26 protein-coding genes are annotated in these 25,719 nt (G+C 34.5%); 12 read left to right on the top strand and 14 right to left on the bottom strand.

Annotated elements, in window-relative coordinates:
• Positions 1–22: 22 nt before the first annotated feature.
• The 3 genes from GTZ96_RS08190 to GTZ96_RS08180 all read right to left on the bottom strand — a co-directional run bounded on the left by GTZ96_RS08190 (position 23) and on the right by GTZ96_RS08180 (position 1,784).
• Positions 23–784 (bottom strand): DeoR/GlpR family DNA-binding transcription regulator, encoded by a 762-nt coding sequence (locus GTZ96_RS08190; RefSeq protein WP_071185836.1) that lies wholly within the window; start codon positions 782–784, stop codon positions 23–25.
• Between the two features lie 357 nt (positions 785–1,141).
• Positions 1,142–1,492: a HepT-like ribonuclease domain-containing protein gene (locus GTZ96_RS08185; protein WP_161642776.1), complete on the bottom strand. Its 351-nt coding sequence runs from the start codon at positions 1,490–1,492 to the stop codon at positions 1,142–1,144.
• A complete protein-coding gene (locus GTZ96_RS08180; RefSeq protein WP_161642774.1) occupies positions 1,485–1,784 on the bottom strand; it encodes a nucleotidyltransferase family protein in 300 nt (99 codons plus the stop codon). Before GTZ96_RS08180 ends, GTZ96_RS08185 begins: the two co-directional genes overlap by 8 nt.
• A 169-nt stretch (positions 1,785–1,953) precedes the next feature.
• On the opposite strand from GTZ96_RS08180, the gene GTZ96_RS08175 reads away from it, so the two are divergent.
• Positions 1,954–3,675, top strand: coding sequence for a tetratricopeptide repeat protein (locus GTZ96_RS08175; RefSeq protein WP_161642772.1), 1,722 nt, complete (start codon positions 1,954–1,956; stop codon positions 3,673–3,675).
• A 56-nt stretch (positions 3,676–3,731) separates the two neighbouring features.
• Here the strand turns inward: GTZ96_RS08175 and GTZ96_RS08170 are convergent, their stop codons facing one another.
• Complete coding sequence (locus GTZ96_RS08170) at positions 3,732–4,169, bottom strand: DUF4844 domain-containing protein (protein ID WP_161642770.1); 438 nt, start codon at positions 4,167–4,169, stop codon at positions 3,732–3,734.
• 661 nt (positions 4,170–4,830) lie between these two features.
• Between GTZ96_RS08170 and ltrA the strand changes: the two genes are divergently transcribed.
• Complete coding sequence (gene ltrA / locus GTZ96_RS08165) at positions 4,831–6,147, top strand: group II intron reverse transcriptase/maturase (protein ID WP_161642768.1); 1,317 nt, start codon at positions 4,831–4,833, stop codon at positions 6,145–6,147.
• Positions 6,148–6,310: 163 nt separating this feature from the next.
• On the opposite strand, the gene GTZ96_RS08160 is transcribed toward ltrA, so the two are convergent.
• Entirely contained in the window at positions 6,311–6,724 is a 414-nt protein-coding gene (locus GTZ96_RS08160) for a hypothetical protein (protein WP_161642766.1), read from the bottom strand.
• Positions 6,725–6,787: 63 nt separating this feature from the next.
• On the opposite strand from GTZ96_RS08160, the gene GTZ96_RS08155 reads away from it, so the two are divergent.
• Positions 6,788–6,976, top strand: coding sequence for a hypothetical protein (locus GTZ96_RS08155; protein ID WP_161642764.1), 189 nt, complete (start codon positions 6,788–6,790; stop codon positions 6,974–6,976).
• Here the strand turns inward: GTZ96_RS08155 and GTZ96_RS08150 are convergent.
• Both GTZ96_RS08150 and GTZ96_RS08145 read right to left on the bottom strand, forming a co-directional pair.
• Positions 6,954–7,190 (bottom strand): hypothetical protein, encoded by a 237-nt coding sequence (locus GTZ96_RS08150; protein WP_161642761.1) that lies wholly within the window; start codon positions 7,188–7,190, stop codon positions 6,954–6,956. The genes GTZ96_RS08155 and GTZ96_RS08150 overlap by 23 nt on opposite strands.
• A gap of 230 nt (positions 7,191–7,420) precedes the next feature.
• Positions 7,421–8,098, bottom strand: a complete 678-nt coding sequence (locus tag GTZ96_RS08145) for a Crp/Fnr family transcriptional regulator (protein ID WP_161642910.1) — start codon at positions 8,096–8,098, stop codon at positions 7,421–7,423.
• A gap of 110 nt (positions 8,099–8,208) precedes the next feature.
• Between GTZ96_RS08145 and GTZ96_RS08140 the strand changes: the two genes are divergently transcribed.
• From GTZ96_RS08140 to GTZ96_RS08105, 8 genes are all read left to right on the top strand, one after another.
• A complete protein-coding gene (locus tag GTZ96_RS08140; protein WP_161642759.1) occupies positions 8,209–10,665 on the top strand; it encodes a heavy metal translocating P-type ATPase in 2,457 nt (818 codons plus the stop codon).
• 158 nt (positions 10,666–10,823) lie between these two features.
• Positions 10,824–11,027, top strand: coding sequence for a cbb3-type cytochrome oxidase assembly protein CcoS (ccoS, locus tag GTZ96_RS08135; RefSeq protein WP_161642757.1), 204 nt, complete (start codon positions 10,824–10,826; stop codon positions 11,025–11,027).
• A 46-nt stretch (positions 11,028–11,073) separates the two neighbouring features.
• Positions 11,074–13,251, top strand: coding sequence for a cytochrome-c oxidase, cbb3-type subunit I (gene ccoN / locus GTZ96_RS08130; protein WP_161642755.1), 2,178 nt, complete (start codon positions 11,074–11,076; stop codon positions 13,249–13,251).
• 103 nt (positions 13,252–13,354) lie between these two features.
• Positions 13,355–13,522, top strand: a complete 168-nt coding sequence (locus tag GTZ96_RS08125; RefSeq protein ID WP_128194637.1) for a CcoQ/FixQ family Cbb3-type cytochrome c oxidase assembly chaperone — start codon at positions 13,355–13,357, stop codon at positions 13,520–13,522.
• A gap of 28 nt (positions 13,523–13,550) precedes the next feature.
• The gene (locus GTZ96_RS08120) at positions 13,551–14,456 is read left to right on the top strand and encodes a cbb3-type cytochrome c oxidase N-terminal domain-containing protein (protein WP_161642753.1); all 906 of its coding nucleotides are present in this window, start codon (positions 13,551–13,553) and stop codon (positions 14,454–14,456) included.
• Positions 14,457–14,541: 85 nt separating this feature from the next.
• Complete coding sequence (gene ccoG / locus GTZ96_RS08115) at positions 14,542–15,975, top strand: cytochrome c oxidase accessory protein CcoG (protein WP_161642751.1); 1,434 nt, start codon at positions 14,542–14,544, stop codon at positions 15,973–15,975.
• Between the two features lie 67 nt (positions 15,976–16,042).
• Positions 16,043–16,552 (top strand): FixH family protein, encoded by a 510-nt coding sequence (locus GTZ96_RS08110; RefSeq protein ID WP_161642749.1) that lies wholly within the window; start codon positions 16,043–16,045, stop codon positions 16,550–16,552.
• A gap of 106 nt (positions 16,553–16,658) precedes the next feature.
• On the top strand, positions 16,659–17,360 hold the full coding sequence (locus GTZ96_RS08105) for a sulfite exporter TauE/SafE family protein (RefSeq protein WP_161642747.1): 702 nt from the start codon (positions 16,659–16,661) through the stop codon (positions 17,358–17,360).
• Between the two features lie 379 nt (positions 17,361–17,739).
• Here GTZ96_RS08105 and GTZ96_RS08095 read toward each other — a convergent pair whose 3' ends face one another.
• From GTZ96_RS08095 to nhaA, 7 genes are all read right to left on the bottom strand, one after another.
• Entirely contained in the window at positions 17,740–17,982 is a 243-nt protein-coding gene (locus tag GTZ96_RS08095; protein WP_161642745.1) for a hypothetical protein, read from the bottom strand.
• A 211-nt stretch (positions 17,983–18,193) separates the two neighbouring features.
• Positions 18,194–18,691, bottom strand: coding sequence for a GNAT family N-acetyltransferase (locus GTZ96_RS08090; protein ID WP_161642743.1), 498 nt, complete (start codon positions 18,689–18,691; stop codon positions 18,194–18,196).
• Complete coding sequence (locus tag GTZ96_RS08085; RefSeq protein ID WP_161642741.1) at positions 18,684–18,977, bottom strand: type II toxin-antitoxin system TacA family antitoxin; 294 nt, start codon at positions 18,975–18,977, stop codon at positions 18,684–18,686. The genes GTZ96_RS08090 and GTZ96_RS08085 overlap by 8 nt, the downstream gene beginning before the upstream one ends.
• Positions 18,978–19,096: 119 nt before the next feature.
• Positions 19,097–20,461, bottom strand: coding sequence for an oxygen-independent coproporphyrinogen III oxidase (gene hemN, locus GTZ96_RS08080; protein WP_161642739.1), 1,365 nt, complete (start codon positions 20,459–20,461; stop codon positions 19,097–19,099).
• Between the two features lie 226 nt (positions 20,462–20,687).
• Positions 20,688–22,661 (bottom strand): DUF349 domain-containing protein, encoded by a 1,974-nt coding sequence (locus GTZ96_RS08075; protein ID WP_161642737.1) that lies wholly within the window; start codon positions 22,659–22,661, stop codon positions 20,688–20,690.
• A 241-nt stretch (positions 22,662–22,902) separates the two neighbouring features.
• A complete protein-coding gene (locus GTZ96_RS08070) occupies positions 22,903–23,514 on the bottom strand; it encodes an alpha-ketoglutarate-dependent dioxygenase AlkB family protein (protein WP_161642735.1) in 612 nt (203 codons plus the stop codon).
• The gene (gene nhaA, locus GTZ96_RS08065; protein WP_235972905.1) at positions 23,501–24,670 is read right to left on the bottom strand and encodes a Na+/H+ antiporter NhaA; all 1,170 of its coding nucleotides are present in this window, start codon (positions 24,668–24,670) and stop codon (positions 23,501–23,503) included. Before nhaA ends, GTZ96_RS08070 begins: the two co-directional genes overlap by 14 nt.
• Positions 24,671–24,931: 261 nt before the next feature.
• On the opposite strand from nhaA, the gene yaaA reads away from it, so the two are divergent.
• The gene (gene yaaA, locus GTZ96_RS08060) at positions 24,932–25,690 is read left to right on the top strand and encodes a peroxide stress protein YaaA (protein ID WP_161642733.1); all 759 of its coding nucleotides are present in this window, start codon (positions 24,932–24,934) and stop codon (positions 25,688–25,690) included.
• Positions 25,691–25,719 lie beyond the last annotated feature (29 nt).

Raw genomic sequence — 25,719 nt, 5'->3', positions numbered from 1 at the left:
ATGTTTTTTTGTGTTTTGTCTTTTATGCTACGATAACTTCAATTTCGTTATCTCTAAATACTTCTTTGTGTTTTTCTTCAATTCCATTATCAGTAATGATATAATCAATTAAGGATAAGGCGCCTAAGCTGGCTAAAGCACTTTTACCAATTTTGGTGCTATCGGCCACTAAGTAAGTAACTTCGGCAGCATCGATCATGGCTTTTTTTACCACTAAATCACTAATACTAGGATAAGTAAGTCCTGATTTTAGTGAGATTCCCGCAGTGGCTAAAAATAGTTTTTGAACGTTTAAGCCTTTGAAGAAATCGGCGGCTTTTTGACCTGTTAATGATAAAGTAGGTGGTTTGAATTCGCCTCCGGTCATAATAACTTCTATATCTTGTTCAGTACCAAGTAATAAGGCAATATTCAAGGCGTTAGTAATGACTGTTAAGTTTTTGAAACCTTTTAATTTTTTTGCTATTTCAGTGGTTGTAGAACCGGAATCCAGAATAATAGTGTCTCCATTTTCAATAAATTCGAGACATTTTTGGGCAATAGCCGATTTTAATTCTAAGTTTTCCTGACGAATCAGCGAAAAGCTTCTTACCTGATCAGCAACGTTTTTTATACTTGCTCCTCCGTGTTCTTTGATGATAAGATCTTCGCTTTCCAGTTTTTCAAGGTCCTGACGAATAGTGACTTCGGTTACTTTGAATAAACGGGCTAAATCGATAACTTTTGCAAATCCATCTTCTTTTAAAAGATCTAAAATTTTCTCCCTGCGTTGATTTGGCAACATAATTTGTTTTCTTTTTGTATTAGTGTTAAAACAAATATAAAAGAAAATAAACGAAAGAAAAAGAAAATAAACGTTAATTTTAGTTGAATGAATTAAATTTTAAGAAACAATTTAATTATTCGGAAAAAGGATGCTATTTTGTTGATATATTTTTATGTGACGACAGAATAAATTGATGATTAAACAGTTCGCTCCTACGAGTTAAAAAAGGAAACCATTTATTTTCTACAAAAAGAAAGTCCCGATGGGACTTTGACTAACTCAGCAGGAGTGAAATGTTTTAAGATGTCGTTATGAATTGAAAAATATTTTAAATGATATTAAACCTGAATTTTGAGGTATGGCTGTTAACAGTGGTTATTTTTCGTTCTTTATTAAGGTATCAACTTCAAGTTGTAATTTTGGAAGATGGTTTATAAGTATCGACCAAATATTTTCATCGGATATATTGTCGTAAGCATGAATGACCTGATTTCTCAAACCAATAATTGCTTTTGCATTGCTGATTTTTTCAGTAAATGAGTTATCACGGGTTATTATCCTGTTTACGGCTTCTCCAATAATCTCAAAATTTCTTTCTACAGCTCTTTTAAGCATTATGTTATTTTTGTATTTGAAAAAATCTTTTTCTTCTTCTTTGAAAAAGCTGTCAATTTCTTCAATACATATTTTAATATCGTAAAGCCATTTAAGAATTCTTTCATCCATAAATTAGCTCTTTAGATTTATTTATTGAGTTGATTAAGATTGGATTTCTTAGAGTTTGTTCTTCAACCAGGTCAACTTCACGACCCAAAAGCTTTTCTAAGTTTTCTTTAAAAGCCATATAATTATCAAAATAGCTTGATAACTCAATAGATTTAAATTTTACGAGAAAGTCAATATCACTTTTTTTATTGAAATTAGAATTTAAAGCAGAACCAAACAGGTACATCTTTTCTACGTTGTACATTGTACAAAGTCTTTTCAAGTCTTCTATATTTTGGTTAACTATTCTCATTAATACAAATTTAGAAAAAAAAAGTCTCTTTAAGTGTTGTAATAAATATAATTAACCAAGATGCTCGCACCAGCTGAGTAAAATCAGAGTTTGATTCTGAACGAACGAGTTAAATTATTAATTTTTAGTAAATTTATGTTGATTTTCAGTTATCTAATAAGTTGTGATTATGAAAAAAAATATTTTTTTACTGCTGATTATTGCTTTTCTGTTTTTTTCCTGCAAAAAAGAAATTACTCCAAACAAAGAAGTAGTTGTTGGAAAAAAAAGTATGAGTTGTGCTCCTCCAACTGTTGATGCGAAATGGTACACTTCAAACAATAAAGCACCTTTGTTTGAAGGAATGGATGTCGTTAATTATCCGATCAGTACTAAAGATACGGAAGCTCAAAAATATTTTAATCAAGGACTAGCTTTATCCTACGGCTTTAATCATGCGGAAGCCGCTCGTTCCTTTTATTATGCCACTAAACTTGATCCGGAATGTGCTATGTGTTTTTGGGGATTTGCATACGTTCTTGGACCAAATTATAATGCCGGAATGGAACCAGATAATTACCAAAGAGCCTATAAGGCAATCCAACAGGCGATAAAATTACAGGATAAAGCTACTGAGAAAGAAAAAGCTTTAATTCAGGCTTTAGCTAAACGATATGTTGCCAAAGCGGTTGAAGATAGAAGTCAACTGGATATTGCTTACTCCAACGCTATGAAAGAAGTAAATAGTAAATTCCCGGATGATGTTGATATTAATGCGTTGTATGCCGAGTCGGTAATGGATTTGCATCCTTGGGATTTATACGAAAAGAATGGAACTCCTAAAAAATGGACGCCAGAAATTGTTGCCTTATTTGAAAAAATACTCAAAAAAAATCCAAAGCATATTGGTGCCAACCATTTTTACATTCATGCTGTAGAAGCTTCGAATACGCCACAACGAGCCAATGCTTCTGCTCAATTTTTTGATGATGGGAATGCAAAATCTTTAGGACATTTGGTTCACATGCCTTCTCATATTTATATCAGAACGGGAGAGTATCATAAAGGAACTTTGGCTAATATTAACGCTGTTAAGGTGGATAGTAATTATGTTACCAAGTGCCATGCGCAAGGTGCTTATCCGTTAGCCTATTATCCGCACAATTATCATTTTATGGCTGGAACAGCTACTATGGAAGGCAACTCAAAATGGGCTATGATTGGCGCTACTGAAACTTCCAGTCATGTACATCCCAAAACGATGATTGAACCTGGATGGTCAACGTTACAACATTATTATGTAATTCCGTATTTTGTAGCAGTAAAATTTGGTAAATGGGATGAAATTCTGAAAATGAAATTGGTTTCTGATACTTTAAAATACCCCGTGGCAATATCCCATTATGCCCGGGGAATGGCTTATTTGGGTAAAAATAATTTAAAAATAGCTAAAGCCGAATGGCGCAGTCTCGATGTTTTGGCAAATGATAAATCCCTTGAGAAAATGACCATTTGGGAAATCAATTCGATGTCGAGTATTGTTCAGATTGCGTCTAAGGTTTTAAAAGCCGAAATTTTGGCTTCCGAAAGAAATTATGCTCAAAGTATTAATTTGTTGCAAAAAGCAGTGGCTATAGAAGATGGTTTGAATTACAATGAGCCACCAGATTGGTTTTTTTCGGTAAGACATCATTTGGGAGCCGTACAAATAGAAGCCGGGAAATATGATGACGCCATAAAAACCTATGAAGAAGATTTAAAAAGATTACCAAAAAATGGCTGGGCACATCACGGATTGAAATTGGCTTATGAAAAACTGAACAACAAAGCTAAAGTTGCAGCAATGGAAAGACTGATTGCTAAAAGTTGGGCTACCGCCGATGTGAAAATTACAACTTCAAGGATTAAATAACAATACCGTTAATTTTGAACATGCCCCAAAAAGTTAGACACTATTTGGGGCATTTTTTATTGCTTTTGTGTTCCGTCAAAACCATATCTAAAGTTGTTCAATTGTCCGTCTGAACTTTCAAGTCCAACTATATCCATTAGTTCTTCAAAATAATAACAAATTCTTTCTTGGTTTTCGGAATCAATGTAAATACCTGCGAATCTTTCAAGTCCAATTTTGATGGCATTTTGATAGTCTTTGTCTGTTGCGTTACCTCTTTTGGCAAGTTTCTCAAAATCATCTGCCACTAAATTTATTTTTTCTGTAAGTATAGGTTTTTGGGTTGGGTCTCCAATGCCTGGATAAAATAATTTTTCGTCAGGGATAAACTTTTCCTTGAGTTTAAACTCTTCAAATTTTGCCATTGCTTTTTCAGGTGTTTTTATTTGCCCTTGTCCACAAGCTATGAACAAAATCAAAGTCATTCCGATTAATAAGTTAGTTATTAGTTTCATTATGGTTTTTTAAAATGTCAACGTTCCTACGCTACAATAAGTTTAGGGATTAAATTAAGATTTATGTTTCGGTTAAAAACTAATAATTCAAGTACAAAACCATCTATAAATCTAACACTATACCCAAATTTATTGTAGCGTATGTGTGTGCCTTGCATGCACTTCCAATTCCTCAAAAGTAGGAATTTTATCTAGAGGGTGCAAGTCCCTTATCGGCAAGTTGTTGCATTATATTGAGCCGATTAGCAAGTGGCAAGTTGGTTTGGGGCGAGCCATGCAGTGAAGGAAGCCCAACTGCAAAAGTCTGTACCGAGGAACACGAAGCGCATATGAGGCTAGCTAAATTGGGTAAGCATGCACAGCAATGCAAAGCCTAGAGACAACAGGTTTAGTTAGTAGATGCGTCGGGGATAGATGGAAAGAGGAAGTGCTTACCGAGGGAGGTCTCTTGGATTACGGGTTAATCCCAAAAGAGAAGTCAGCCGAGGTCATAGTACTTGGGGCAACGAGTTACCAATAGAAACGGTATAGGACTCACAAACAAGGAAGGACTGAACGCAAGTGGTTCTCAATTTCTAACGGAATAGCTCAAGTTATAGCCCTGGAAAAGCGGGACAGGTTAAACAAGAATCTGAAATAAATTCAGATTAAAACAACAAGTATGATTACACAAGTAACACATTCTTATAATCTCCAAAAGGCACTACATCAAGTAGTTGTCAATAAAGGCAGTGCAGGCGTTGATGGCTTAAAAACCACTCAACTGGCGGATTATTTCCGTGAACATAAGTCTGCAATACTGGAAGACATTAAGAATGACCGTTACTTGCCGCAAGCCATTCTTGGTGTGGAAATTCCAAAAGGAGGCGGAAAGTTCCGACTCTTAGGAATCCCAACAGTAGTGGATAGACTACTTCAACAAGCCGTATCACAAGCAATGATGCCAAGATTTGAAAAAGATTTTAGTGTGAACAGCTTCGGATTTCGCCCCAACAAAAACGCCCGCCAAGCGGTAGGCAAAGCCTTGAGGAACATTCACGAAGGCTACAATTATATTGTGGACATTGACCTAAAGACCTTCTTTGACGAAGTGGATCATTGCTTGTTGCTGAGCCTGATTTACCAAAAGGTAAAATGCCCAACCACCCTGCGATTAATCCGCAAATGGTTGCGAGTGCCGATACTTATTAAAGGGAAACTGGTCAAACGACGAAAAGGCGTTCCGCAGGGGAGTCCGATAAGTCCGCTTTTGTCAAATATTTTGCTCCATGAATTGGACAAAGAACTGACACGAAAAGGCTTAAAGTTTGTCCGTTATGCCGATGATTTTAGTATCTATACCAAATCGAAATACCAAGCCAAAACGGTTGGTAACGCTATCTTTCTATTTTTGAAAGACAAGCTGAAACTAACCATTAATTTGGAAAAGAGCGGGATTAGAAAACCCATTCAGTTCACGATATTGGGATTTTCGTTTGCATCGACCTATCAAAAAGGGGTAAAGGGCAGGTATCAATTAACGGTAGGTGACAAAGCTTGGGCAAAACTAAAGCAGAGTTTAAAAGAAGTTACGCGCAAAACCGCACCGAGAAGTTTCGAGGAACGCATCCGAAAAATCAACGAAATCCAACGGGGATGGTTAAACTATTTTCGGGGGACTAGTATTCAAGGAAAATTACGAGATATTGACGGATGGTTGCGCAATAGACTGCGCTATTGCATTTGGACGGACTGGAAGAAACCCGAACGCAAAAGGAAAAACCTGATACGACTAGGGATTGACAAAGACCACGCTTATGCATGGAGCAGAACCAGAAAAGGAGGATGGCGCATCGCCCAAAGTCCAATTCTAACCACTACAATTACCCTACTGCGACTTAAGAAGAAAGGCTATCAATCAATGTTGGAGATTTACATGGAACTCAACCCATCACTTTGCGAACCGCCGTATACGAGACCCGTACGTACGGTGGTGTGAGAGGCGCACTCCGTCAGTTTCTGGCGGAGCCGTCTACTCGATTGGCGAATCGGTTTTATGGACGGTCACACTTTCCATTAGGCTGAGTAAAACTTTAAAATTATGTCAGATAAAAAAAAAGATGATGATGATTTATTTATTATTATAGTATTAGCTTTTGTATCTATTTTATGTAGTTTAAGTACGCTATTATAGTACTTATAATTGCTATAACTAATGTTATTACTATTGTAATATTATTCCCTTTTTGTATCCAATGATTTTTAATCATCCATTTAATTTTTAGTCTTTCAATGAAATTCAGTTTAACATAAAAGCTACTACCGTTTGTAATTGTAATTTTAGCATTGTATTTGTTTTGGTATATATCGTGCCTGTTTATGTATTCTACTTCGTATGTGGCTTTGTTAGACTTAATTATTTTAATGTCTTGAATATCTAATAATGATTGATTATGTTCTTGCTCTTCATTTTGGATGAATTTTACAATTTTGTTGTCAAAAATAATTATTCTTCCAGAATTTATATCGCAACCACTATCGCTTAAATTTCGGTTTATGTCGGTTTCTATTTCCACTTATATTATTTTAAATTAAACTACTAATCAGTGATTCTTCGGAATCTCACAAATACAAAAAAAATGCAATATTCAGATTTAAAAACCAAAATTCAACAACAAGTCATTTTAATAAATGAACTTTTACTAAAAGCGTGTGAAGAAGATTTATTAGTTAAAATTTCAACTCCATCCAAAACAATTGGAAGAGATGGTGATTTAGAAAGTAAGTATTATAACGAAATTGAAATTAATCTTCTTGTTTCTCTATAATACTTCTTAATTGTTTATCAAGTCCATCGAATGAATCTAAAAAATCTTCAAAAGTTTTTCCTTTGTGTTGATTATTTTTACTGAAATCATCTTTATATTTATCAAATAGGAAGGTATAAATTTTATAAATTCTTTGCTCTGTTCTGACTTGATTGCTAACAATTAATTCAAGTAATTCTCGGTCTGTGTACTGGTCAAGTGCTTTTAATTCCATAATTTATTGTTTTCTGTTATATTCTCTTCTTCTACTAAACTGTTCGCCAACTCGTTTATACTCGCTACAAAGTAGCGACAATCTACCCAATTATGGCTGTATTGTCGCTATTGAATAACGCATTTCTAACAAATATAGAAATAATATTTTTATTACAAAATATCGGAAAGACTATTACTTAGAGGGATTTCTAATTTTATAGGAAAGAGAATAAGAAAATAAAGAAAACCTTAAATCATCTTTTTAAGTTGTGCGATATTTTTAAGGGTAATCTTTTTTCCTTTTAATTCGATTAAACCTAATTTATTAAAATCAGATAATAGACGAATACAGCTTTCGGTAGCTGTACCAATCATGCTGGCGAGTTCGTCTCGGGTTAATTGAATTTTTAGGCTATCGTCTTCATTTTTGCCAAAAGTATCCTGAAGATAAAGTAAGGTTTCGGCCAGACGTTCTTTAACGGTTTTTTGAGCCATATTCACCATTTGGCTATCGGCTTCTTTAAGATCGCCACAAATGGTTTTCATGACATTCATCGAAAACTGATTGTTTTTGTCGAAGAATCCCATGATTTCACTTTTTGGAATAAAACACACTTGCATGTCTTCGAGTGCAACGGCACTAAGGTTTACAGGTTCGTCGCTTATCATCGAGCGTTGTCCTAAAAGTTCCCCTTTAGTAACCAGTTTTACAATATGATCTTTGCCATTCGGGCTTAATTTGGTCAACTTACAAACACCATCTTTTACACAAAAGATGCCGTTTACATTTTCGCCTTCTTCAAAAATGATTTCTCCTTTTTTTATTAAACGAGACGTCTTGCACTCGGCAAGTTTTACTAATTCGTCTTTGTTTAGTGCTTTTAAAGAGCTGAATTCTCTAACGATACATTGTTCGCATTTACTCATTTTACAAAAAGGTTTAATTGTAAATGTAAAATTACTCATTTATATGACATATATCATATTCTGCCTAAGATTCATTTAAGAGCTTTGCATTAGGTAAAATGAGCAAAGTTATGGACACACAACGCTGTTTCCATTGTGGTTTAGATATTGTAGCGGAAGCTGAAATTATTTTTGACGAAAAAACATTTTGTTGTGCCGGTTGTAAAACGGTTTATGAAATTTTTAGTCTCAATGATTTGACTTCTTATTATGATTTCGAAAAATCACCTGGAGCAACCCCACAGGATATAAAAGGTAAATATGATTTTTTAGACAATGAAAACATCGTTTCAAAATTATTGGAATTTCAAGAGGATACAACCGCTATTGTTTCACTTAGCATTCCTCATATACATTGTAGCTCTTGTATTTGGATTCTGGAAAATTTACAGCGTCTTCAAGAAGGAATAAATGTTTCCCAGGTTAATTTCCCTGATAAAAAAGTACGGATTAACTACAATCCCCAAATCGTTTCGCTTAGTAAAATTGCGTACTTACTGAGTTCTATTGGCTATGAACCTTATATCAGTTTAGAAAATTACGAATCAGGAACGCAAAACGTTGATAGAAGTTTAACCTATAAATTAGGGGTTGCTTTCTTTTGTTTTGGAAATATCATGCTGCTTTCGTTTCCGGAATATTTTGAGGTGAAAGAATTTTGGCTGGACAATTACAAGCCTTTTTTCAGGTGGTTAATTTTTGCGTTGTCATTGCCATCTTTTTTGTATTCAGCTAGTGGCTATTATGTTTCTGCTTATAAAAGTATCAAAACGAAGATGCTCAATATTGATATTCCTATTGCCTTAGGAATTATTATCTTTTTTATTCGAAGCACCGTTGATATTGTTATGGACTACGGTTCCGGTTTTTTTGATAGTCTGACAGGTTTGGTTTTCTTTATGCTTTTGGGCAAAATGTTCCAAATCAAAACCTATAGTTTCCTGAGTTTCGAAAGAGATTTTAAATCCTATTTCCCGGTTGCTGTTACACGAATAAACACCGATGCTTCCGAAGAAAGTGTGGCTGTTTATGATATTAAAAAAGGCGACCGATTACTCATAAGAAACCAGGAGTTGATCCCTGTAGACGGAATTTTGATAAGCGAAACAGCTGCAATTGATTACAGTTTTGTAACGGGTGAATTTATTCCGATAAACAAGAATTCAGGCGATAAAGTTTTTGCAGGAGGAAAACAAATTGGAAAAGTAATCGAAATGGAAGTGTTGTTTTCGGTTTCTCAAAGTTATTTGACCCAATTGTGGAGTAATGATGTGTTTCAGAAAAATGTCGAGCAAAAACATAAAAGCATCACCGACAGTATTTCCCGTTATTTCACACCTATATTATTGTTGATTGCTTTTGTGGGATTTGGCTATTGGATTTTTAAAGATGTCAATACAGCTTTTAATGTCTTCACTGCGGTATTAATCGTGGCTTGTCCCTGCGCCTTGGCTTTGACGGCACCTTTTACTTTGGGAAATGTATTGCGAATTGTAGGCAAGCAAAAGTTTTATCTCAAAAATGCTTTGGTAATAGAGCAATTGGCAAAAGTGGATACGATTGTTTTTGATAAAACCAGAACGATAACGACCAATAAAAAATCGAATATTTTTTATGAATCCTCCCCCAACCCCTCCGAAGGAGGGGAGCCAGGAAAAGTAATGAGTAATGAAAATATTAGATTAATAAAATCAGTGCTTCGAGCGTCTAATCATCCTTTAAGCCGAATGTTGTATGACTTTTTACCGGAAATGGGAAGGGTGAAAATTGACCATTTTGAAGAAATTACCGGAAAAGGAATTCAGGCAGAAGTAGAGAGCAATTTTATCAAAATAGGTTCTGAAGAATTTTGCACTCCGTCTTTATCGGTTTCTTCTCCCTCTCCTTTGGAGAGTCCCGAAGCGTCGGGAGGGGAGAGGACTTCGGTTCACATCCAGATTAATGAGGAGTATTACGGGAAATATGTTTTCAAAAATCAATATCGTGAAGGCTTAGAGGAACTTTTTAAAAGCCTGAATAGTAATTATCAAATCAAAGTGCTGTCAGGCGATAATGCGGGAGAAAAAGACGCTTTAGAACAACTTTTGCCTAAAAGTACGGAGCTTATTTTTAATCAAAAACCAGAACAAAAGCTGGAGTTTATCAAGCAATTACAGGATTCAGGTAAAAATGTAATGATGGTGGGCGATGGCTTAAATGATGCCGGAGCTTTGGCACAAAGCAATATAGGGATTTCGATTTCTGAAAATGTGAATGTTTTTTCACCTGCCTGTGATGCTATTTTAGAAGCAGGTCAATTCCAAAAACTACATTATTTCCTGAAACTTTCTAAGAAAGCGATGTTAGTGATAAAGATGAGTTTTGGTCTGTCCTTACTCTATAATGTAGTGGGTTTAACTTTTGCAGTTACAGGCAATTTAGAACCTCTGGTAGCGGCTATTATTATGCCTTTAAGTACCATTACTATTGTGAGTTTTGTGACTGTAATGAGTAATTATTACGCCAGGAAGTTAGAGGTTAGAAGTTAGAAGTGGGGAAATTACGCGACTTCCCCTCCTTTGGAGGGGTGCCCAGCGGGCGGGGTGGTTTATTTTGAATAACAAACAGTATTAAAATTCAAAGCATGATAAATGTCATAGTATGCCTGAAACAGGGAGTCTAATTTTGGGGTATAAATTTTTAAGGTATGAGTGTCATCTATTTATTAATCACCATTAGCATATTCGTTGCCGTTGGCTTTTTCGTCGCTTTTGTTATTGCGGTAAAAAGTGGCCAATATGACGACGATTACACACCCTCGGTCAGAATGTTGTTTGACGATGAGCTCAAAAAAGTTAAGAGTGAGGAGTTGAAAAAGTTAAGCGACTATAAACAAACTTCTGACTCTTAACACCTAACACTTTACGTATAACTTATAACCTTTTAATAAAAAAAATATGGAAATGCAGCAGTTTTATTACGACAACAAAATTGTTAAGAAGTTTATTTATGCTACCATTGTTTTTGGGGTAGTCGGCATGGCGGTCGGGCTTTTATTGGCAATCTTATTTTTATTCCCTAACCTGACTGATGGGGTTTCCTGGTTGAGTTTTGGTCGATTAAGACCTTTGCATACCAATGCTGTTATTTTTGCTTTTGTTGGTAATGCCATGTTTGCGGGGATTTATTATTCTTTGCAACGATTGTTAAAAGCAAGGATGTACAGTGATTTTTTGAGTAATCTTAATTTTTGGGGATGGCAATTGATTATTGTTGCGGCGGCTATTTCCTTGCCTTTAGGATACAGTACCTCTAAAGAATATGCCGAATTAGAATGGCCTATAGATATTGCTATTGCTTTGATTTGGGTAGTTTTTGGTATCAATATGATTGGGACTATTTTAAAAAGAAGAGAGCGTCATTTGTATGTTGCCATTTGGTTTTATCTGGCCACTTTTGTTACGGTAGCGGTGTTGCATATCTTTAATAGCTTGGCTTTGCCGGTTTCGGCTTTAAAAAGTTACTCTGTTTATGCGGGAGTTCAGGATGCTTTGGTGCAATGGTGGTACGGTCACAATGCGGTGGCTTTTTTCCTGACTACGCCATTCTTAGGATTGATGTATTATTATATCCCTAAAGCAGCTAATCGTCCGGTTTATTCTTATAGATTGTCTATTGTTCACTTTTGGTCATTAATATTTTTATATATCTGGGCTGGACCTCACCATTTATTGTATTCTGCTTTGCCTACCTGGGCACAGAATTTAGGAGTTGTTTTCTCAGTAATGTTGATTGCTCCGTCTTGGGGAGGAATGATAAACGGATTGTTGACTTTGCGTGGAGCCTGGGACAAAGTGCGTACCGAACCCGTTTTGAAATTCTTTGTAGTGGCTATTACAGGTTATGGAATGGCAACTTTTGAAGGGCCAATGTTATCACTTAAAAATGTAAATGCTATTGCGCATTTCACCGATTGGATTATTGCTCACGTACACGTAGGAGCTTTGGCCTGGAACGGATTTATGGCTTTTGGTGTTATCTATTGGTTAGTTCCAAGAATGTCAAAAGGGCCTTTGTACTCTCTTAAATTAGCCAATGTACACTTTTGGATAGGAACTTTAGGAATCATCCTTTATACTTTACCAATGTATGTTGCCGGTTTCCTGCAAGCGTCTATGTGGAAACAATTTAATCCTGATGGAACCTTGACTTATGGAAACTTTTTAGAAACGGTGACCCAGATTATTCCAATGTATTGGATGCGTGCCGTAGGAGGGACTTTATATATAACAGGGATGTTTGTTTTAGTGTATAATATTTATAAAACGGTAAAAGCAAACGATGTAATTGAAGACGAATTAGCTGAAGCTCCTGAATTGCAAAAAATCAGAAGCAGAAGAGTACAGGGAGAAAAATTCCACCCTTGGTTAGAAAGAAAACCAATTCAGTTAACCATTCTGGCTACTGTTGCTATTTTGATTGGAGGAATTATCCAAATCGTTCCTACGATTATGGTAAAATCAAATATCCCAACTATTACAAGTGTAAAACCATATACTCCATTAGAACTGGAAGGACGTGATTTGTATATCCGAGAAGGCTGTGTGGGCTGTCACTCTCAAATGGTACGTCCGTTTAGAAGTGAGGTGGAACGTTACGGATCACAATCTAAAGCAGGGGAATTTGTATACGATCATCCATTCCTTTGGGGGTCTAAACGTACAGGACCTGATTTATTGAGGGTAGGAGGGAAATACAATGACAACTGGCACTTTAATCACTTGTGGTCTCCACAAAGTACTTCTGCGGGTTCTATTATGCCAGGATACAAATGGTTATTTGACAATAAAGCATTGGATGTTTCTGATATCGAAGGCAAGATGGAAACAATGAGAACGCTGGGAGTTCCGTATAGCGATACTGATATTGCCAATGCTCAAAAAGCAATTAAAGAACAGTCTCAAGAAATTGAAAATAGCCTGCATGCCGATCCTGATTTTGTAAAAAGTTATGAAGACAGTAAAAAGAAAGCAGTAGCTAGGGGCGAAAAATTTGTTCCAATGCAGAATAGGGAAATTGTTGCCTTGATTGCTTACATCCAAAGATTAGGAACTGATATTAAAGTGAAAAAATAGTTTTTGACGTACTGAGTTTCTAAGGTTCTAAGTAGCTAAGAAAGTAAGCTAAAAACTTAGGAACTTAGTCACTCAGCATCTTAGAACCTTAAAAAGAAAAAATATGTTTGAACAAATAAAACACAATATGGAAACTATCGCGGGAGTAGCGATATATCCGATACTATCGTTATTGATTTTCTTTTTCTTCTTCGTAGGATTAGCTTTTTGGGTTTTCTCCTATAAAAAAGAAAAAATAAAGGAGTTGAGCCAGATTCCCTTTGAAAGATAGTTTATAGTATAATTTCAAAATAATTAAAATGAAAAAACTAATTCCAGTATATGTTAGAGTGCCCGTGATTTTCTTCATCATTTTTGGTGCAATGGAATATTTTATTGACTCAGGTGATCGGGCTGCATTTATAAAATATCCTATGGTGGATCTTATTCTGTTGGTGATTTTATTGCTAATAATTGCAGTAGAAATGATTGTAAGTGCCGTAGATGCTATTGTTTACCAAATATTGCCAGAGGAAGAAAAAGCAAAATTAGCTGCCGAAGAAAATTTGAAAGTAAAAGAGTCAGCATGGTTTAAAAATTTGATGAGTAAGCTAACCCGAACTGTGCCAATTGAAAATGAAGCTAGTTTATTGCTAAACCACGATTATGATGGCATCAAAGAATTAGACAATAATTTGCCGCCTTGGTGGGTGTATTCTTTCTATGCTTGTATCTTATTTGCCGGGATATATCTAGTGCGTTTTGAAATTCTGGGTGCTGATAATCAGGAAATGGAATTGAAAAAAGAATTGGCTCAAGCCAAAGTAGAAGTCGCCGAATACATGAAAAATGCACCCGATTTAATGGATGAAAAAACGGTAACACAGCTTACTGAACCTGCTGATTTAGCCATTGGGAAAGAAATTTTCACCACTAATTGTGCTGCTTGTCACAGAGCCGATGCAGGTGGACAAATTGGACCCAACCTGACTGACGATCACTGGATTCTTGGTGGTGGAATTAAAAATGTGTTTCATACGATTACTAATGGAGGTCGTGATGGAAAAGGGATGGTTTCTTGGAAAACTAATGGAATGAAACCTAGAGATATTCAAAAAGTGGCGAGTTATGTACTCTCTCTTAGAGGAAGTAATCCGAAAGATCCAAAAGCACCGGACGGTGAAATTTGGGTAGAAGAAAAAGCTGTTACTTCGGAAAAATTATAAAAGTTATTACAACCATTAAGAAATTGAGAGTCATTAAGTTTTAGCTTAATCTTCTTAATTTCTTAATGGTAAAAAAAGATACAAAATGTCAAAAATAACCAACGAAGCTTTTAGTCCCGATAGCTATCGGGATACCATTGGAACAATTGACAAAGAGGGAAAAAGGAAATTTATTTATCCTAAAAAACCTTCGGGCAAATTTTACAGTTATAGAAAAGGATTGAGTTATTTTCTATTATTGATTCTGATTGCCAATCCGTTTCTGAAAGTAAATGGCAATCAGTTCATGATGTTCAACATTCTGGAACGTCGCTTTAATATTTTTGGGTTTCCATTTTGGCCTCAGGATTTTTATCTCGTTGTGCTTTCTATGCTCATTGGGGTGGTGTTTGTCATCTTATTTACGGTAATATTTGGGCGTATTTTTTGTGGTTGGATTTGTCCGCAGACGATATTTCTGGAAATGGTTTTCAGAAGAATCGAATATTGGATAGAAGGAGACAGAGGAGCTCAAATGCGATTAGCAAAACAAGAATGGAACGGCGAAAAAATCAGGAAAAAAGGATTAAAATGGACATTGTTCCTGATTATTTCTTTTGGTATAGCCAATGTGTTTTTGGCTTATCTGATAGGAAGTGATGCGTTGATTGAAATGATTGAAGATAGTCCGCTGAATCATTTAAAAACCTTGATTTCCTTATTGATTTTTACGGGGATATTCTATTTTATTTTTGTTTGGTTTAGAGAGCAGGTTTGTATCATTGCCTGTCCTTACGGAAGGTTGCAAGGCGTTCTTTTAGATAATAAGTCTATAAATGTGGCTTATGATTTTGTTCGTGGCGAAAAAGAAGCAGGACGAGCTAAATTCAATAAAAAAGAAGACAGGGATTTAAGTGGAAAAGGCGATTGTATTGATTGTCGACAATGTGTGAATGTATGTCCTACTGGAATTGACATTCGTAACGGAACCCAATTGGAATGCGTGAATTGCACAGCTTGTATTGATGAATGCGATTCGATTATGGAAAGTATCGGATTTCCGAAAGGATTGATTCGTTATGCTTCTGAAGATGAAATAGAGAAAAAAGCGCCTTTTAAATTCACCGCAAGAATGAAAGGTTACAGCGCTATTTTAATCATTTTGATAGGAATGCTAATTGGTTTATTGTTTTTGCGTACCGATGTGGAAGCACTTATTTTAAGATTACCGGGGCAGTTGTATCAGCATAAAGGCGAAAATATAAGTAATGTGTTTACCTATAAAATCATCAATAAGACTAATAATGATTTCAATACCATTCATTTTAAACTCGATGGTATAAAAGGGACATTAAAATTGGTTGGAAACCAAATTTTAAAAGTACCCAAACAAGGCATGAGTAGCGGAACCTTATTTGTTGAAATCAATCAGTATTTATTAGAAAATGATAAAACAAAATTAAAAATTGAAGTGTACAACGGCGATAAAAAAATTGAAACCACCGCAACCAGTTTTTTAAGCCCGAGAACATTTGATTGATCCCCTAGCCCCCAAAGGGGGGACTTTTATAGGGATTAGAAAAAGGATATTTTAAGATATAGAAAAGATGAAAAACAGCAATTTAAAAGATTTAAATACTTCTGTGGGAGTTCCCCCTTTGGGGGCTAGGGGGATTAATTGGGGAACAGGATTAGTAATTGCCATAGCGTTGTTTATGAGTTTTATATTGTATTTTGTCATTAAAGTACAATCCAATTCAAAATACGATAATGAGCTGGTGGTGGAAGAATATTACAAACATGACGCCCGTTTTCAGGAAGAAATGGAACGCGTTCAAAATGCACATGATTTAAAGCAAAAACCAATTATCAGCTATACTAGCGAAGGAATTACAATCGTTTTTCCGGAATCGTTTACTTCAAACCAAATTACAGGAACAGTGTCCCTCTACAGACCGTCTAACAAAAAATTAGATTTCGATACTCCGATTTCGTTGTCTAATCCAACTTTGCTCATACCTAAATCAAAATTGGTAGGCGGTCAATGGGACATTAATATGGAATGGCAATATGAAGGGAAAAAGTATTTGACGAAACAACCTATTTATATACAGTAAAAAAGTTAAGGGTTATGAGTTAAGTGTTAAAAGGCGTAAATGATAACTCTTTGATATTCTGGATACTTAACTTCTAACGCATAACTCCTAACTTCAAAAAAAAAAAATGCTTTACACCGCTCTACTATTCGGACTCATAAGTAGCTTTCACTGCATCGGAATGTGCGGTGCTATTGCTATGATGTTGCCAGTAGATAGAAGCAATCCTGCAAAAAAAGTAACGCAAATTATTACCTATCATTTGGGACGAATAACCGCTTATGCCACAATTGGTTTTATTTTTGGTTTGCTGGGGAAAGGTTTTTTTATGGCTGGAATGCAACAAAAATTATCCATTATTATTGGAATATTGATGATTGTAGCAATTGTAATTCCAGAGAAAGTATTTGCCAAGTATAATTTTTCAAAACCTGTTTTTAGATTAATTTCCAAAGTAAAACAAGTTTTAGGAAGTCAGTTTAAAAAGAAATCCTATCAATCGCTTTTCACTATTGGGTTGTTAAACGGATTTTTACCTTGCGGAATGGTATATGTAGCCTTGTTTGGAGCCATTGCTATGCAAAGTACTAGTTTAGGTGTTTTGTATATGGTTTTATTTGGTTTAGGAACCGTTCCGTTGATGAGTTCTGTGGTCTATATCAATTCGATTTTGACTGTTCCGGTGAGAAACAAAATACAAAAAACAATTCCTTATGTGGTGGTTTTAATAGGAGTGTTGTTTATCCTGAGAGGATTAGGACTAGGAATTCCTTATGTTTCTCCCACTACAATGAGTTTATTTGTTCAGGCAAATCCTAATTGTCATTAATTAGGATATTTTGGTTTAAAAAGTTTTTTAATGAAAGCTGTTTTGCAATTTGTGGAACAGCTTTTTTTGATTTATTGTTCGTTTGTGAGTTTTTCTGGATTTTGTCTGCAATCAAATACATTGGCAACATAAACAATTAGTTTGGTTTCATCTATCCAGTATATAATCTTGTAATTTTTGTAGACTAGATATCTAAATTACTGAACTCTATCAGATAATAATTCTTCTTTTTGTCCTCTATAAGCATTTTTATCTAATGTTAAGGAAGTATCAATGATTCCATTTATTAACTTTTGGGCAACCCTAATTCCAGCCCTGAACTTGTAGTATTCAAAAATATCATCAAGTTTGTCTTCAGCAAATTCAGTCCAGAAAACAGTTAGCTACATTTCTGAACTTTTCTTTTCAAATCCTTTGCCGAAATTACCCGACCATTTTTTGAATCTTCTATGGATTGGTCAATTTCATTGTTGAATTGCTCCATACTCATAGGTTTCATTTCCTTCTCTAAAAGTTCAGCTTTTCGTTTGTGAAGAAGTTTTTCTAAACCTACAATTATTTCCTCATTTTGGAGTCTGAGAAATTCTTGGATAAATGATATTTTTCTAGCTTCTAAATCCATCCTTAAATTATTTTATTCAAATGTACAAAATTATTCTAAATGTTGTTTTTATTAAGGCTGCTTGCTGTTGGTTTCCAGTATGTTTAAAAAAGTTTTAATATATCGGAAAATAAACCCCGTTTAAATTATCTTAAACGAGGTTGGGATTTATGGAGATTTATATTTTTGAATAGTTTGTCTAAGGGCTACTTTATCTTGTAAGCGGTATTAATTAGTTGTCAAAAAGTTGTTTCAAAGTATTAATTGCAATGAACATTTTACCACTATCAGGAAGTTGTATAAAACCATATTTTTTATAGAATTTTACAGCGTCTTCATCAATAGGGTCTACTACTATTGCATAAGAGCCAATTTCTTTCGAAATTTCATAACTTCTTTTTAAAGCATCAATCAATAAAATTTTACCTATTCCTTTTCCTTGATATTTTAGATCAATTGCTAATCTTCCTAAGAGTGTTGTTGGAATAGAGGTGTAAGATTTGGGTAATTTTTTTTGAATTTCATCTGGAAGACTACTGAGAGGAATACTATTATTAGATAATGTATAATATCCACAAATGGTATCTGTTGTATCATCTAATAAAACAAAACAACCAGAAAGTTTACGTTTAATATCCTGTCCTGCTTGATTTTTGAGATAGTTATTCAATAAATCTTTTCCACAATCAAATCCTTTTTTGTTATGCTTGCTTTCTAAAAGTTTAATCATCTGATTTAGAGATAAAAGCATTATAGTCGTTTAAGGCATCTGATAAAGCTTTATTTGGACTTTTAGATTTAGTTATTGCATCAAAAAATATTTTGCTATCTCTTTCCGAAGCTATAATTTGTTCTTTTTCCTTAATAATTTCTTTAGCCTTTTCTTCAACGGTTGCCATAATAAAATCAGTCAAATTTCTGAAACCACCTAAAAGCGCAGCCTTTTCAAAGAATTGTTTTTGTTCTTTGGGAAGTCTTGCATCAAATCGTGCTTGTTCTTTTGCCAGAGTACTCATAATTTTATTATTTATTTACAAATGTACGTTTAAATCCCGTACTAATAATTAAAATGTACGTTAAATTTACGTACACAATAAGCCAGAGCTGACATCAATTTCACTAGAACTGAAGATTATTACACCGTCATTGAAAATAAAGCCGTTTCGGGGGCTTTTCTTTTTAGGTGTAAATCAAATGCCATACAGATATTTCTAACATAGGCTTTGCCTTTATTGGTAACCTGAATTCCGTTTTCATTGATTATAAGGATGCCATCTTTTTCCATTTCTCGCAGTTGTTCCAAAACTTCGGGAATTTCTTTGAAATAAGTAGCGGTTTTGTCCCAAGTGGTTTCAAATTGGCACATTAGATTCAGAATGTGTTTTCTAATGATCAGATCTTCATTGTTTAACAGATGTCCTCTAAAAATAGGTAGTTTGTCCCATTCTAAAAGTTGGTAATAATCCTCTAAATTTTTCTCATTTTGGGCAAAACTATACCAGCTGTCACTAATTGAAGAGACACCTAAACCAATCATCAGTTTTGTTTTAGAAGAACTGTAGCCCATAAAATTGCGGTGCAATTGACCTTTTTTAAAGGACTGATACAAACTATCAGTTTCTAAGGCAAAATGATCCATTCCTATTTCGTGGTAGCCATTTTTTTGTAATAATTCTTTTCCCACTTGGTACAATATTCTTTTTTCATTGTCTTTAGGAATATCTTCGTCTTTAAAACCGCGCTGTCCATTTCCTTTTATCCAAGGCACATGGGCATAGCTGTAAAAAGCCAATCGGTCGGGCTGTAGTGATTTTGTTTTTTCGATAGTATCGACAACATCTTCTATTTTTTGAAAAGGCAAGCCAAAAATAATATCGTGACCAATAGAGGAATAGCCAATTTCTCTGGCCCAAAAAGTAACTTTGGCAACATTATGAAAAGGCTGCTCGCGATGAATTGCTTTTTGTACTTTTTCGGAATAATCCTGAACGCCAAAACTCACTCTTCTAAAACCTAAATCGTAGAGTTTTTGTAAATGTGCATGAGTAGTATTGTTAGGATGTCCTTCAAAACTAAATTCATAATTTTCCGCTTTCACAGCATAAGCAAAGATACCATTGATTAAATCTTCTAAGGTTTTAGTCGAAAAAAAAGTAGGTGTTCCTCCACCCAAATGGATTTCTTTGATGATTGGTTTTTCGTCAAGAAGTTGGCTATACAAACGCCATTCTTTTAAAACCGCTTGAATATAAGGTGATTCTACAGTGTGGTTCTTAGTAATTCGTTTGTTACAACCACAAAAAGTGCACAGGCTTTCGCAGAACGGAAGATGAATATACAAACTGATGCCTTCTTCAGCATTGCTTTCTACAAACGTTTTTTTGAAAGATGAAATCCAATCTTCATATGAAAATCCGGCTTCATTCCAGTACGGAACAGTTGGATAACTGGTATATCTGGGGCCAGGTACATTGTATTTTTGTATCAAAGAATTTTTCATGATGGTCTAATTTTTATCATTCAAAAGTAAATCGATTTGAAACGATTTGAAATGATAATTATCATGGTTGTGGAAGTTAGAAGTTAGAGGTTAGAGGTGGGAAGTGGGTAGTAGGAAGAGGGGAGTAGTCAAACATTGTGTAAAAAAAACAGCGATTCTCAGTTTGAAAATCGCTGTTTTTTATCTAGCTTCTGGTGTCTGTTTTTTAAACTTCTAACTTTTCCTGTTATTCTTGATTTATATTTCTAAGTTGTTTTAGTTTTTCTTTCCATGTATCAAGGCTTTCTTTGTGAATAGCAATGTTTTTTCGAACTTCTAAAACAATAGAATTTTCTTTTTTAGCGTTTTTGGTATTGGTGAAAAACTGAATGTTATTTTCTAATTGGAAAATTTCGTTTTGTACTTCTTCGATTTTACGAATAATAAAAATCTTTTCGTTTTCTATTTTTCGGTTATCACCCCCTTCAGAAAGATTTCCTATTTTATTAGCAAAACGCATCATTTCAGAATCTTTTTTGCTCAAACTCAATTTGTCAAAAAGGGCATCTAATATTTTATTAAATTTCCCTTCGATATGTCTTCTGGTAAAAGGTACTTTGCCGTAGCTTTTCCAGTTTTCAATGTGCAGTTTTATAGCATCTAAATCGGTTTTGTGTTCTCCTGTTAACTGAAATTCTTTTATAGCTTCCAGATAGGCTTTCTTTTTATCAAAAGCTTCCATTTCTTCGGCATTATGCTCATTTTGTTGTTCTTTTAGACGATCAAAAAAATGATTACAGGCTTCTTTAAATTCAGCCCAAACTTTATCAGAATATTTTCTAGGAACATGACCTATTTTTTTCCAATCCTCCTGAATTTGTTTCATGATTGGAGTAGTAGCTGCAAAATCTTCATTGTCTTTTAATTCATTTGCTTTAGCTACTAAGGCATTTTTTTTAGTCAGATTTTCATTTTGTTCTTTCTTGATGTCTTTGTAAAAAGAGTTTTTGAAGGAATTAAAATTTCTAACCGCAGTTTTAAAGGCTGCCCAGGTTGCTTCGTTTACATCAGTAGGAACTTTTCCAGTTGAGAAAAAAGCCTCTCTTAAAGCTTCTACTTTTTCTATTTGAACGAGCCATTGCGAATGCGCATTTACTTTTATAGTCGCTAATTCTTCAATTTGGGCAATAATAGAGTTCTTTTTCTCTAGATTTTCATGCTCAGTTCCTCTTATTTTTTCAAAAAGGACTTCGCGTTTGTCGTGCATTTTTTTAGTTAAATCACTAAATTGATTCCAAATGGTATCGCGATGTTCTCTGGAAACAGGACCAATTTCTTCTTTCCAGATGCGGTGTAAATCTTGTAATTCTCTAAATGCTTTATTGATATCTTGCTCCTGTATTAATTCTTCTACACGCGCAATTATTTTTTGTTTTTGCTCTAAATTGTGTTTGAAATCTAAATCTCGGGCTTCTCTATCGAGGTGTAAATAATCGTAAAAATTCTCTACATGAAAATGATAGTTGTTCCAAACGTGGTTGTATTTGTCTTTTGGGATAGCACCTGCATTTTTCCAACGCTCTCTTAATTCGTTGAAATGTTTTAGGGTATCTTTAATATTTTCATTTGGATTAATCAGCTCTTTTAGTTCTTCAACTATGGCTAGTCGAACTTCTAAATTAGTTTTTAGATTGTTTTGTAAACTTTTAAAATGGGTGTTTTTATTGTCTTTATATAAAGTATAAAATTGATCAAATTTTGTTTTTAAAGGGAAATGATACTGAAATTCTTCGGTGCTTTCTGGGTTTTCGGCGTGGAATTCTTCTTTTTTCTCTTCGATAAAATGGTTGTATTTTGACAAAAACGCTTTTTTGATTTCTTCGATATGGTCACGTATCGACATGACTTTTTCATTCGAAACCAGTTTTTGCAACTCATCAACTAATACTTCCATCGACAAAGTATCATAATCAAGCATCGGAATTTCGTGACGGGCTTTTAAGGTTTCGTCTTCGTTTTCTTCAGCGTTTGATGCTTCAATTTCGTTTAAAGCTTGTTGCTTTTCACAAATTACTGCTGCTTCATCTGTCTCTTCTAAAGTTGGTTCTTGTTCCACTTCAGGATTAGTTGTAGCTTGATTATTCACTTGGATATCAGTAGCTAAATTTCCATCTGACTCATTCTGAGATTGAGGCAGGTTATCATTCGTTTCTTCTAACATTTTTTTAAATGTTTAAGGGTTCTGTGTAATTGGTTAAATCGATGTGGAAAGATAGTAAAGGTCTGTTGAAAAACAAAATAAAACCTTTATTTATAGTTGCTTTAGCTAAAAAAAACATTGTTTTTAAGTAGTTTTTGTACATTAATTAGACCATAATAAGGCATATAAGTTTTTGGTTTTAGTAGAAACAAGAAACTTATATGACTCCTGCCTGTCGGCAGACAGGTATGTGGTAAAAAAATTATTGAGTAACAATAGTTCTAAAAGTCAAGTTAATTCGAGGTTTGAAGATTTTTTTAGTAGGAGGAAGGCGGTGTAGCCAATGGGTTTGGGTTTCGTCTTTCATGACTAAGAGGCTTCCGTGTTCAAGGTTTAGAGAAACAGTTTCTTTGGTTGTTTTGTGTTTGAAAGCAAATTTTCTTTCGGCACCAAAGCTCAATGAAGCTATGGCTCCATTTTTTTTCAAATCTTTTTCTCCATCGCTGTGCCAGGCCATGCCTTCATTGCCATCATGATATAAATTCAGTAAGCAGGAATTGAAGGTTTCGGCAGTTTTTTCTTCGACTAAACGTTTTAATTCTTCCAGTTCCGGAGTCCAAAGAAGCGCTTCTTTAGTTATTTTTGAATAGCTGTATTTAAAATGAGTATCGCCATACCAAGCCACTTTTCGTTTGGTAGTAATGAGTTGGCCAAAAATAATAGCTTCGTCATTTTTCCATTCGATAGTTTCCATTAAACGATTGAAAAAGTGCTGTGCTTTAGAATAATCCATGATTTTACCATAGTACAAAACCGTGCCGTCTTTAGGCAAAAGGTTGGTGTTTTCGTCGAATTCGCTACTAAATAGATCCATGGTTGCGCTTTAAATTTTGCTTTAATAAAATAAAACCAACAATACCTGCGATCAGTGAAGAAAGTAAAATGATAAACTTAGCATTATTAATAATATGCTGGTCATCAAAAGCAAGTAGGGTAACAAAAATAGACATGGTAAAACCAATTCCTCCCAGAAAACCAACGCTTATAATGGTTTTCCAATTCAAATCTTTTGGTAATTTGCATAAGCCCAAAGAAACCGCTAAAAAGCTAAATAAGGCAATGCCTAATGGTTTTCCAATGACTAAGCCCAACATGATTCCGATGCTGTAATGTAAATTTAATGTTGTTATAATATCTGATCCTAAAACAATTGCGGTATTCGCTAAAGCAAATAACGGAAGGATAATAAAGGCAACGGGTTTATTTATAGAATGTTGTAATTTGTATGAAGTAGAATGTTTGCTTCCATCTCCAAAAGGAATAACAAAAGCCAATAAAACGCCAGTAATAGTAGCATGAATTCCAGAATTTAACATAAAATACCACATGATAACTCCTCCTATAAGGTAAGGAATCAGGCTTTTTACTTTCATTCGATTAAGGATAAATAAAAACAACATAATACCAAAAGCAATAGCAAAATTAGTCCAAAAAATAGTTTTAGTATAAAAAACAGCAATTACCAGAATCGCTCCTAAATCGTCGATAACGGCTAAGGCAGTTAAGAAAACTTTTAATGATAATGGTATCCGATTTCCTAATAAAGACAAGACTCCTAAGGCAAAAGCAATATCGGTAGCCATTGGGATACCGGCTCCCGATTGAGCAACGGTTCCGTAGTTGAGTAATAAATAGAGACCGGCAGGTACCAGCATACCTCCTAAGGCTGCAAAAATAGGCAATAAGGCTTCTTTTATATTGGATAATTCACCCAGATAAATTTCCCGTTCTAATTCCAATCCGATTAATAAAAAGAAAATGGTCATCAAACCATCGTTAATCCAATATTCAAGACTTCCGCTTCCTATTCTGGTATGCCAGGTATTAAAGTACTGCTCGGCAAAAATAGAATTGGCCAGGGATAAAGAAACTAAGGTACAGCCAATTAAAACCAGTCCACTGAATTTTTCACTTTCGAAAAAATCTTTAAAAAGGGCTGAATTGTAAAGGCGTTTCATTGTCTTTCTCATCTGTTTTATATTGTTTTGTTCTTTAGTTAAAGACATGATTGCTTTCTACAATTTAGAAAAAAGTAGTTACATACAAAAATAGCGAAATACTTAGTGAAATCCGGTTATAAATTGCGAATGGTCTTTAATTATCTTTATTAAAATAGAGGAACTAGAAATGATTTTTAACTGAATTCAGTTAAAAGAATTTAATTCTGCTTATTAATTTGTTTGCAATTAGTATTTTTGAAATTGGATAAGAAAAAATGCCAATAGCACTTTATGAAAATAGTAATATCACCCGCCAAATCATTGAATTTCGAGAAAGAATTGCCGACAACTCAATTTACTCAACCTTCGTTTTTAAAAGAATCCAGACAAGTTCATAAAGTATTAAAACAGCAATCGCCTAAGGATTTAGCTGATTTAATGTCTATTTCAGATAAGTTAGCCGATTTAAACTGGCAGCGTAATAAAGATTGGAAAACTCCTTTTACACCCGAAAATGCACGTCCCGCCGTTTATACTTTTGATGGCGATGTGTACACAGGATTAGATGCTTACACGATTCCTGTTGAAAAATTAGACGTTCTTCAAGACAAATTAAGAATTCTGTCTGGTTTGTACGGAATCTTACATCCATTGGATTTGATGCAAGCCTACCGACTGGAAATGGGAACGAAATTGCCTATTGGAGACAAAAAAAATCTATATGAATTTTGGAAAACTACTTTAACACATTCGCTAAATAAAGAATTAAAAAAAGGCGAATTGTTTATCAATTTAGCCAGTAACGAATATTTCTCAGCAATTGATACCAAAGCCTTAAAAGTTCCTGTAATCACTCCGGATTTCAAGGATTATAAAGATGGAAAGCTAAAGATGATTAGTTTTTTTGCTAAAAAAGCCCGAGGAATGATGGTGCGTTATATTATTGATACCAATGCCGAAACTATTGACGACCTGAAAGGATTTAATTATGAAGGCTATCAATTTGATGCCAATTTATCCAAAGGAAATCATTTGGTTTTTACTAGATAAAAAGAATTAAGAAAGAGTTTTATAAAAAA

The organism is Flavobacterium undicola (assembly GCF_009909155.2).
GTDB lineage: Bacteria > Bacteroidota > Bacteroidia > Flavobacteriales > Flavobacteriaceae > Flavobacterium > Flavobacterium undicola.
Note: the sequence above shows the minus strand (reverse complement) of the source record. Positions and strands in the feature narration are given on the sequence as shown.